Origin of the sequence: Peribacillus simplex, assembly GCF_001542915.1 — a bacterium.
In the GTDB taxonomy this organism is placed as follows: Bacteria; Bacillota; Bacilli; order Bacillales; family DSM-1321; genus Peribacillus; species Peribacillus simplex_B.
Genome location: NZ_LNNH01000027.1, coordinates 156773 through 166543, shown reverse-complemented (window position 1 = coordinate 166543; position 9771 = coordinate 156773). Strand labels below are relative to the sequence as shown.

The window sequence follows — 9771 nt, the reverse complement described above, 5'->3', positions numbered from 1 at the left end:
AGCGCGTCTAGGGGAGACCCCGCAGGCAAAGCCGAGGAGGCTCCCCGACCGCCCGCGGAAAGCGAGTGCCTGGAGTGGAAATCAACGTCTAAATTGTACAAGCCATAAAAATAGACAAACTCGATTTTCATCGAGTTTGTCTACAGTCTGAGGCCACCATTAAAATGGATGGCCTTCTTCCCTTTATGGGATCAATAATATTTTCCCCGTACTTTTCCGGCTTTCCAGCAGTCTATGTGCATCTGCGCCTTTTTCCAATGAAAAAAGAGTCGGTGGGTCAACAAGGATTTTCCCGGACATGATCCATTCAAACAACTGTGCCGTTCTTCTTTTCCTCTCTTCATGGGTAGTCAACACGTTCCAAAGGTCTCCTCCTATTAAGGCTTTGGAGGTGTCCATCAGCATTCTCGGGTCGATTTTCTCGGGATCACCGCCTGCCATTCCAAAGAAAACGACCGTTCCTCCGGTCTTCGTCGCCTCGAAACTATTCATCAAGGTCTGCCCGACGGACTCGTACACGACATCAACGCCGATGTTATCCGTTACGTCCTTAATGGAGTTCACCCAGTCCGATTCGTACAGGAATACATGGGCGGCACCCGCTTGTTTGGCGACAGCCGCTTTTTCATCGGATGATGTCAATCCAATGACCTGCCCGCCCTTCATCCTGATCATCTGCGTCAATAATTGGCCGACCCCGCCTGCAGCCGCATGAACCAAAACGGTTTCCCCCTGTTTAACCGGATGGCTGTCATCGGTTAAATATTGGGCTGTCAATCCTTGCAGTAGAACAGAAGCTGCCGTTTCGAAGGAAATGCCATCAGGCAGCGGAAGCAGTTTGTCGGCTGTAACGGAAACCAGCTCTGCATTCGCATGGGGAACATCAGCAAAGCCGACGCGATCGCCAACCTGAAGATGATGAACATCCTCCCCGACATATTCGATGACACCCGCGCCTTCATAACCTAAAATAAAGGGAGGTTCACCCACCAAATGGTAATTCCCTTTCCTTCTATATACATCGGCAAAATTCAAGCCGATTGCTTTCATTCGAACGATTACTGCCGAACTGGTACGTTCCGGTTCCTCCATTTCCCTAACGGAAAGAACTTCCGGTCCGCCAAAGTTATCAAAAACAAGTGCTTTCATTAACCTATCTCCCTTCAAAGGTTCTTCATTCTTTAAGATATAGGATGCATTCTTCAATGGCAAGAACGATGATAGCGATTTCGCCCTTTCCCCTGGCATGCTCAGCGATTTCCTAGATTATCGGGACATATCCATCACTTTTTATAGTTCCTTGTATGTTCGACTATGATATTCACGTCAATCTTGTCAATTGATTCAAGTGAGAGTTCTTTAAGCTCGTGTATATCCCAGTCATCGTTACTGAAGCGATACGCTTTTTCGGCTAAATTATATGGATCCGTGTTCATCTCCAGTCCTTTTTTGAATGTATTCTTCACCTCTTCCTTCACTTGATGCTCTAGGATTTTTTTCACTTTTCCCACAGATACATGTTTGTAATTTTCTTCTATGGTCATCGGCACATCCACCGTGATCCGGTATCTGGGAAATGAGCCACTTACGACATCGATATGAAAGCTCGGTTGCGTTACTTGAACGGACACTTTATTAGCTCCCGAAGAAAGATAAAGTTTCTTAACATCACGATTAACCCAATTTAAACCCTTAAGTTCCTCACTGTTCATCCACCCTTTTATTTGTTTATTCGTTAGGAAAAAACCTCCGTTTATATCTACGATTTTCTTCGGTTTCTTCCCTTCCTTCCAGGTTTTTTCGTTTACATGCAAGGTAGGGATCAAAATCGTGCCAAATGGCTCCTTATATCTCTGAATCAAATTCTGGTAGGTAATAACGGGAATGAAGGAGTTATTAGCCAATACTTCCTTAGGATCGAAAACTAACGTATAGATAGGCGATTTATTGAAAAATCCGTTTACGGTCATTGCTTGCCTGAGATTTTCCTTTACACCGAATATCCAGGTATTGTACCTGATCAGCTCAGTACGACCTGCATAATCCAAAAATTCACCAAGGTGTTTCTCCAATATCGAGGGGGTAATGTAAATGGAGCTAATTTGTCCAAAAAATAAAGGGCTAAATGAAGCTTTTTGGATATCATCAAACGCTTCATCGATGGTCTCGCCCGTTCCCTTTCCCAATAAAACGGGAGGTGCCTCAGGCAAAAGGGCATTTCCCTCTTGCTTGGCTATATTCGCAAAGCTTAAAGCTTGAAAAAAAATGATATATTTCCCTTCTTGGAAATCTATTCCCAGTGCTGCAATATACACTTGGTCTTGTATCTCTTTTATCCCCCAACATCCAGATAAGGGTGCTACGAATAAACACAATGCAATTATCATGATTTTCCTCATCATATCTACTCCTTTTTCCGATCTGAATCAGTAGGGGAATAGGCTTGAAAACGGGTTTTAATATATTTGTACGGTATTTTCAAGATCGTTTTAAGTAAATCTCCTCGATTTAGCTCCTTTAAGGAGCTTAAATATGGATGTCCGAAGCTTTCCAATCTGGCCAAGGCAATGAAGATAGTAAACAATCCTATAAAAAATCCGAAAATCCCGAGTATCGATGAGAGCAATAATATGTAAAACCGGATCAGTAATACATTTCCCGACAAGCTTTGATTCACTAAGGTATAACTGGAAATAACGGTAATGGCCCCGACCACGAGGGTGGATGGAGAAGTCAGGCCGGCCCGAATGGCTGCATCCCCGATGATCAACCCGCCCAACACGGCGACGGTTTGCCCAACGGATTTAGGTAAGCGAACCCCTGCTTCCTTAAACAGCTCGAAGAAAACCAGCATGATGAATAATTCTATGGGACCCGCGATAGGCAATCCATTCCTGGAGATAGACACCGTTGCCATCAAGGGAAATGGCAGGTAATCAAATTGATATGAGGTAAGCGCTGTCCAGAAGCCCGGTAGGAAAAGGGTAGTAAGCAAGGCTAAGATCCTTAATATCCGCTCAGTGCTCACGTACCAAAAACTCGCTTGATTATCCTCAGGTGATTTCAGGAGATAGGTTAGATTGACCGGTGCGATTAAGCAACTTGGACTCCCATCCACTAAAATCGCAAATCGGCCCTGATTAAGTGATTGAACGACATGATCAGGTCTTCCGGTATAGTCGATCAAAGGAAATAGAGAGAATCTTTGATCATATAGAAGCTCCTCTATTTGATAACTGCTTGAAACGAGATCAACTTGTATGGAACGTAGCTTGGATTGAATGTTGCTCAAAACATCCGGATTGATTACATCCTCCATGTAAAGTAGGGTCACATCCGTATTGCTTCGTGTCCCCATCGTCATGCTCTGGGTCACTAATGCTGTCGTTTTCAAGCGTTGCCGAATAAGTGCCATGTTTATTTCGCTGCTTTCTACAAATCCATCCCGGGGCCCTCTAATCGAAACTTCCATATTTGATTCATCGACGGCTCTCTGGGGCATTTTGGCTACATTAATGGAAAACATCTTCTCTGTTCGACAAACAAATAAAAGAAGTTGACCGGAAAAAAGGTTCGATGCTAGATCTTCCTTTATACGTGGAGATCGGTTGATTTCACTAACGTCCAGTAACTGATGAAGGTTTTCCAGTTCAAGCAATTTCCCTTCCTTTAAAAGTCCACTCACGGCTGGTAATACGAAGTCATATATTAATAAGCTATCGACCATTCCACTAGCGTAAATCAGTAATACCTCTTGGCTCATCACATCCTCATAGTCAAAAGCCTTGCAATTGATTTGAACGTCAGCATGTGCTTCGAAATGTTGATACAATCCTTCTTTTGTCAGCAAGATATGAGGGGCAGGTTCATTTGCCATATGATAAGTTTCACCTACTTTTTAGTTTTACTAGAAGAAGACTTACAACGAGAAATGTAAGTAACAATATGCTCAATAGCGGATAGTAGATATTATATAGGAAAGAAAAAAACTGATCGGATTGCCAATTAATGAGGACGCCTATCCCCAATAGGCTATATATGATGAGTAATAACCATTTTTTCCTTCCGATCCCGTTGATTTCGTTAGCTATGATTACCAACAAACTGACCCGAATCAAAGAACCGGCCGACCATTGGAAAATGGAAATGTAATCCACACGGGTAATATACCTCCCGATCGTTAAAAGTTTCCACTCTTCATAGGCTGGATTGTTCATCATTGAAGCTTCTTCCGGTCCAAACTCAGCTATGGCTGCAGCCAGGGGACCTAATGTCAGTAACAATAAGAAAAATATTGTTAGCATTATCCCCTTAAACGAAAAAGGACGCTTTGTATCCCCTTGGAGAAGTAGCAGATATAGACTTTCACCAAACGCTGCACACAGATAGATTATTCCTTTCAATGAAGGTTTAATCCCTTGCTCGAATACTGGAAATAACAAGGAATAATCTTTCTTTGGCGTATTGGTGACTCCTATAAAAATGCCAAACAAACAGACTAACAGAAAAAGAAGCGGGCCTAGGTAGGCGATCGATTTCACTCCTTTAAACGAAGCATAACAACACATAAGCGTGAAGGAGACGACGATCACGTAATTAGGCACCTCGGATGCATAATTATCTTTAGTCCAAAATAATGTATATTTCATGGTGACAAACGCTTCGGAGAACATGATCAGTCCCAAAATGGCAGCTGAAATTTTCACTAATGGCGGTGAATAGTGATTATGTAAAAATGTCAATAAAGATTCTCGTTTAAGTGAGCGGGAGATATAATAAAGGATGATTCCTATGAGAACGATAGGGATTATACTCCACAGGACACTGACCCAGGCGTCCCTCCCGGCTGCCATTAGAATATTCGGTAAGATCAATACATGTAACATGAAGCCCGTCGACATGATCATCAGTATATAGGCATGGGCAGATTTAAGATTTACGTTTGTCATAAGCATCCTCAAGAGTTTTTATTTATTTTGCGTTTTTATTATGATCCTATACTCATAAAAACGTACGAGGAAAGAAAAATACCGCCATGCCTGAGGTTAGGCAAAAGCGGTAAAAAGATGATCCAATCAATCGGTATGGTTGCCAGGTCCGTTCTTACGTTTATTCCCCGCATATTCCTTACCATGTGCTTCCTGTTCAGCAATGATGCCTTCTTCTGGAATATGGTTATTTTTTTTCGGTGCATTGACGCGGTTACGATGTTTTTTTCCCATGATGCAGCTCCCCCTCGACTTCCTTTTGATTAATCTTGTACGTACTCTCGTTAGCATGTCCGATAACCATCAAAAATACCTCTAAAAAAGGGACTTCATAATAAAGGAAAACCCTTCGCAGGAACCGAATATGTTTAGCATAACGACATTTTGGAGGGGTCATATGTTTCCGGTACTGAACACACAAAGGTTGCGGTTACGGGAGATTCATGAAGGCGACGCTGAAGCTCTTTTCCGGTTTTTATCGAATGACGAGGTCACTCGTTTCTATGGTCAAGATTCATTGCTCAATGTCCAGGAGGCGAAGGATATCGTGGCTGCGTTTGCGAAGGGATACCTTGAAAACCGGTGCATCCGTTGGGGGATTGAGCGAAATGATACGAACGAATTGATCGGGACGATCGGTTTTCATGCATATAGCCCGCAATACAGACGGACTGAAATCGGCTATGAAATCGATCCAGCCCATTGGCGCATGGGATTTGCCTCGGAAGCGCTTAAGGAAATCATTGCGTACGGGTTCAATAATCTAGCTTTGACTCGCATCGGCGCGGTCGTTTTCCTGGAAAATCAACCATCATGCGAATTATTGGTAAAGCACGGCTTCATCCAGGAAGGTATTTTAAGGAGCTATATTTATCAATACGGCATACCTCATGATACATATGTCTTTTCCTTGCTGAAGTCATGAGTCCCCGTCCAGTGCCAATGGGGACTTTTTTCATTCCGTTTTCACCGGAAACCTTCCGATTCAGCTCACTATAAGATGGTCCTTCAATGCTTGCTGCAGCGTCAACTTTGTCTCTGCTTTATCTTCAAAATCCACCCCTGCACGAACCATCTTGATAACCACCCCGGGGCGCAATCCAGTCACGACGGTTTTACAGCCCATCATGGCCGTCCCATCAAGGATATTCAATAGGCGGTTCATGATTTCAACATCCATCTCGCTGATACCGGATAAGTCCAAAATCAAGGTCTGTAACCTTAAATTGCTTATTTCCATCAGCACTTTTTCCTCGATTATCCCGATGCGTGAATCATCGATTGTACCGATTAACGGAAGGACACAGGTGGTGGGGGTAACAGGAATGATCGGGACGGATAGGTTTTTCACCAGGTTTTGTTGCGCCAGGATCAACTTGTCTTTGTAATCGGAATAACTGACGAAAAAGGATTTTAGAAATACATCGACCTTTTCATTCACTTCCTTTTCCAACTCAAAGAAGGTGTACGAATCGCTTACGAGATCTTTGGTATGCTCGTACTTATAAAAGAAGGTCCAAAGCGTCCTCCTGATGGCCTGGATCCATTCCAGCTTGAATGAAAGCGTCAAGGAGTGGGTTGCCCACGTTTCCCCTTCTTGTTCTGCAAAGATAATCAAATCGGCTTCATTCTGCTCCACGATGTAGCGGATGAGCTTATGGGCATTATTCAAAAGGTCAACATTACCCACCAGCAAGATTTCCTCGATTTTCTCCCTGACATTTACCGCTTCGGATAAAAGATAGTCTTCAAAATCATTTTTGTTCTGTAAAAGGAATTCCATTATTTCTTCTTCCTCATAAACAAAACTCACGATTCTCCACTCCCTTTTGTTGATACTTTCAAATGTGATTTTTGTTACTGTCTACATTCTCTATTGGTCGGGTTTTTTCCTGCCCATTATCTTCAGGTCATATTTAATCTCGCGGGAAAATATCCTTAATAGTCGATGAAAATATCAAATGTGTCGACGATTTTCCATATTTAATCGCCTCATCAACAAACCCTTCCAGTGTTTCCATGGAATATGTACTGATTTTAACCAGATAACTATATTGACCGGCTAACCGGTGACATTCCTGTACATCCGGATGCCTCAAGCTAAAATCATAAAAATCCTTACACCGATCCGTTTCAAACAAAACGAACGCAGTCAAGCCCCTATCAAGCTTTTCAAGGGCTATTTCCGTTTTATATCCCTTGATTACGCCGCTTTCCTCCATTTTAATTACTCGCTCTTTAGTGGCTGGGGCGGTTAAAGAAACCCTCTGGGCCAGCTCCTTCATTGCCATGCGCCCGTTCGATTCGAGCAAGGAGAGTATTTTTTTATCCGTTCGATCCAAGTCAATCACCATCACTTTTCATTATTAAGTGGAATCCTTCAAATCCATTATAAAATAAAGAGAAAAGGAATGAATGCATAATGAATCATATGTAATCAGGAATATACTTTTTATATAATAAATACAACTATTTTGTATGGGGGTTGTTGCTATGAAGAAAGTATTACTGCTGTTATCGAACGGATTCGAAGCGGTTGAAGCGAGTGTATTTACGGATGTATTGGGCTGGAATAAATTAGAGGGCGATGGCTCCACCGATCTTGTTACCGTAGGTCTGCATGAGCAATTATCATGCACCTGGAACTTCATCGTGAAGCCCGAATTGACCATCGATCAAGTGAACCTTGATGACTTCGATGCTTTAGCCATTCCGGGGGGATTTGAAGAAGCCGGCTTTTATGATGATGCCTATGATCCAAAGTTTCTTGATGTCATTACAGACTTTCATGATAAAAAGAAAATCATTGCATCGATTTGTGTAGGCGCACTCCCATTAGGAAAAAGCGGGATTTTGAAAGGGAGGAAAGCGACTACCTACAATCATCCAACCAGTATCAGACAGGAGCAGCTCAAGGAATTCGGGGCGCTTGTCGTCAATGAACCGATTGTCGTCACGGATAACATCATCACCTCCTATAATCCTTCCACGGCATTCGGGGTTGCTTTCACGCTTTTGGAAATGCTCACCACCAAAGAAAACTGTCATCATGTGAAGGAATTGATGGGTTTCCATTAAGGCTGTCCTACCCGAACAAGGTTCCGGATCATCCGGCACCTTGTTCGGATAAATGAGGTTCGACAGACGATCCACGTTACGACCTTCCTGATTATTCCTCCGTATTTTCCCCCATGCCTTCCTCAAGGTTTTTGAGGTACACGTCAGAAATCCCGTTCATGCCTTCCATTACTTGTGCTTTTGTATATTCCATACTGCCAACCAGTTTGTTCTGCTTCTTATCATCATTCTCTTCCGTATGCTTGGAATTCGAGTCAGTCACATTTTTCACCTCCACCATTTAGGATGGCTTTTCCAGGTGGAAATATGCAGGAAAGGCGGCGGTGACGGGCGCGCTATCCGATAAGTGAAAAATGGCCATTAAGTAGATGATCCAACCCAAATAGACATTCTAATTTACAGGAAAAAATATATTATGAAGATTTTTTTAAAAAAATAAGCTGTTTTCATCGAGCGAAAGGGATATACTATAGGATAGCTTTTATTACATTTTTAAAGGATTACCTTTAACACTTTGTGTAATATTTTACAAGTTTTTCTAACCAAATCAACAAAATGCTTATTGCAAAGGAGAATTGGATATGTCAGAAACGATTACCCAATCACAGTCTGAACAATTAAATGCACGTCAAGATGTACTGGATCAGTTATTAAAGCCCGAGGTTCAGGAGTCACTCAATACTTTAGTCGATCAGCTTCCAAAACTGACTGAATTAGTGAATATTTTAACAAAGTCTTATGATTTCGCTCAATCGGTGGCAACGGATGATGTCCTGAAAAACGATACCGTCAGTGCCATTTCGGAAATCGCGACACCTGTGGTCGATTCCGTGAAAGGTCTTGCGGCCACCGCAATCGAAGCGAAGGATCGCGCAGAAGCAAATCATGATGTAATCGGTCTTTTTGGCCTATTGAGAATGATGAAAGACCCTGAGGCACAAAAGCTTTTCCGTTTCGCGCAAGCGTTCCTGGAAGTCTCATCAGAACGTAAAAACCAAAAATAATGTCTAAAACTTTCAATCAATAAGGACGGGGATTAACTATGTCAAAACAAATCGTCATCTTAGGTGCCGGATACGCTGGATTACTATCTGCGTTGTCCGTACGTGAATATTACAAGAAGGATCAAGTGCAGGTTACCGTGGTGAACCAATTTCCAACCCACCAAATCATCACTGAATTGCACCGTCTTGCCGGCGGTTCGATTTCCGAGCAAGCTGTTTCGATTCCTTTGGAAAAACTTTTCAAAGGAAAAGATATCGACCTTGCCATTGCAAAGGTGGAGTCTTTCTCCGTTGATAAAAAAGAAGTGAAGCTTTCCAACGGCTCCACTTTATCCTATGATGCCCTTGTCGTGGCACTAGGAAGCCAAACAGGATTCTTCGGCATTCCAGGTCTTGAAGAAAACAGCATGGTCTTGAAATCGGTGAAAGATGCCAACCAAATTTACAAGCATATCGAAGATCGCATTCGTGAATATGCCCAAACGAAAAATGAAGCCGATGCGACCATCGTAATTGGCGGCGGCGGCTTGACTGGCGTCGAGCTGATTGGTGAAATCGTCGATCATTTCCCTAAAATCGCCAAGAAATTCGGCGTGGACTTCAAGGATTTGAAAGTCAAGCTTGTTGAAGCTGGCCCAAAAATCCTTCCTGTGCTGCCTGATCCGCTGATCGACCGGGCCATGTCTTCCTTGGAAGCGCGC

12 protein-coding genes are annotated in these 9771 nt (G+C 42.8%); 4 read left to right on the top strand and 8 right to left on the bottom strand.

All coding sequences use genetic code 11. From position 1 onward, the window contains the following. Positions 1-183: 183 nt before the first annotated feature. The 5 genes from AS888_RS14190 to AS888_RS26160 all read right to left on the bottom strand — a co-directional run bounded on the left by AS888_RS14190 (position 184) and on the right by AS888_RS26160 (position 5222). The gene (locus tag AS888_RS14190; RefSeq protein WP_061142811.1) at positions 184-1149 is read right to left on the bottom strand and encodes a quinone oxidoreductase family protein; all 966 of its coding nucleotides are present in this window, start codon (positions 1147-1149) and stop codon (positions 184-186) included. A 134-nt stretch (positions 1150-1283) separates the two neighbouring features. Next, a complete protein-coding gene (locus AS888_RS14185) occupies positions 1284-2399 on the bottom strand; it encodes a Ger(x)C family spore germination protein (protein WP_061142798.1) in 1116 nt (371 codons plus the stop codon). Positions 2400-2404: 5 nt separating this feature from the next. After that, a complete protein-coding gene (locus AS888_RS14180; RefSeq protein WP_061142797.1) occupies positions 2405-3877 on the bottom strand; it encodes a spore germination protein in 1473 nt (490 codons plus the stop codon). A 10-nt stretch (positions 3878-3887) separates the two neighbouring features. After that, complete coding sequence (locus AS888_RS14175; protein WP_061142796.1) at positions 3888-4949, bottom strand: GerAB/ArcD/ProY family transporter; 1062 nt, start codon at positions 4947-4949, stop codon at positions 3888-3890. Between the two features lie 126 nt (positions 4950-5075). After that, on the bottom strand, positions 5076-5222 hold the full coding sequence (locus AS888_RS26160) for a hypothetical protein (RefSeq protein WP_185113095.1): 147 nt from the start codon (positions 5220-5222) through the stop codon (positions 5076-5078). 163 nt (positions 5223-5385) lie between these two features. Here AS888_RS26160 and AS888_RS14170 point away from each other — a divergent pair, with 163 nt between their 5' ends. Continuing rightward, a complete protein-coding gene (locus tag AS888_RS14170) occupies positions 5386-5913 on the top strand; it encodes a GNAT family N-acetyltransferase (protein ID WP_061142795.1) in 528 nt (175 codons plus the stop codon). A gap of 60 nt (positions 5914-5973) precedes the next feature. Here AS888_RS14170 and AS888_RS14165 read toward each other — a convergent pair whose 3' ends face one another. After that, entirely contained in the window at positions 5974-6804 is an 831-nt protein-coding gene (locus AS888_RS14165; RefSeq protein ID WP_397251826.1) for an STAS domain-containing protein, read from the bottom strand. Positions 6805-6904: 100 nt separating this feature from the next. Further along, complete coding sequence (locus AS888_RS14160) at positions 6905-7342, bottom strand: Lrp/AsnC family transcriptional regulator (RefSeq protein ID WP_260320212.1); 438 nt, start codon at positions 7340-7342, stop codon at positions 6905-6907. 139 nt (positions 7343-7481) lie between these two features. On the opposite strand from AS888_RS14160, the gene AS888_RS14155 reads away from it, so the two are divergent. Then, positions 7482-8066, top strand: a complete 585-nt coding sequence (locus AS888_RS14155) for a DJ-1/PfpI family protein (protein WP_061142794.1) — start codon at positions 7482-7484, stop codon at positions 8064-8066. Positions 8067-8157: 91 nt separating this feature from the next. Here the strand turns inward: AS888_RS14155 and AS888_RS25790 are convergent, their stop codons facing one another. Beyond that, entirely contained in the window at positions 8158-8328 is a 171-nt protein-coding gene (locus tag AS888_RS25790) for a hypothetical protein (protein ID WP_155645499.1), read from the bottom strand. Positions 8329-8647: 319 nt separating this feature from the next. Between AS888_RS25790 and AS888_RS14150 the strand changes: the two genes are divergently transcribed. Beyond that, the gene (locus AS888_RS14150; protein ID WP_061142793.1) at positions 8648-9070 is read left to right on the top strand and encodes a DUF1641 domain-containing protein; all 423 of its coding nucleotides are present in this window, start codon (positions 8648-8650) and stop codon (positions 9068-9070) included. A gap of 38 nt (positions 9071-9108) precedes the next feature. After that, positions 9109-9771 (top strand): NAD(P)/FAD-dependent oxidoreductase (locus tag AS888_RS26830; protein WP_260320211.1); only part of this gene is annotated, 663 nt, incomplete at its 3' end.

Coding starts and splice junctions, on each gene's coding strand:
- AS888_RS14190 (WP_061142811.1), bottom strand. CDS start 1,149: ATGAAAGCACTTGTTTTTGATAACTTTGGCGGACCGGAAGTTCTTTCC.
- AS888_RS14185 (WP_061142798.1), bottom strand. CDS start 2,399: ATGAGGAAAATCATGATAATTGCATTGTGTTTATTCGTAGCACCCTTA.
- AS888_RS14180 (WP_061142797.1), bottom strand. CDS start 3,877: ATGGCAAATGAACCTGCCCCTCATATCTTGCTGACAAAAGAAGGATTG.
- AS888_RS14175 (WP_061142796.1), bottom strand. CDS start 4,949: ATGACAAACGTAAATCTTAAATCTGCCCATGCCTATATACTGATGATC.
- AS888_RS26160 (WP_185113095.1), bottom strand. CDS start 5,222: ATGGGAAAAAAACATCGTAACCGCGTCAATGCACCGAAAAAAAATAAC.
- AS888_RS14170 (WP_061142795.1), top strand. CDS start 5,386: ATGTTTCCGGTACTGAACACACAAAGGTTGCGGTTACGGGAGATTCAT.
- AS888_RS14160 (WP_260320212.1), bottom strand. CDS start 7,342: ATGGTGATTGACTTGGATCGAACGGATAAAAAAATACTCTCCTTGCTC.
- AS888_RS14155 (WP_061142794.1), top strand. CDS start 7,482: ATGAAGAAAGTATTACTGCTGTTATCGAACGGATTCGAAGCGGTTGAA.
- AS888_RS14150 (WP_061142793.1), top strand. CDS start 8,648: ATGTCAGAAACGATTACCCAATCACAGTCTGAACAATTAAATGCACGT.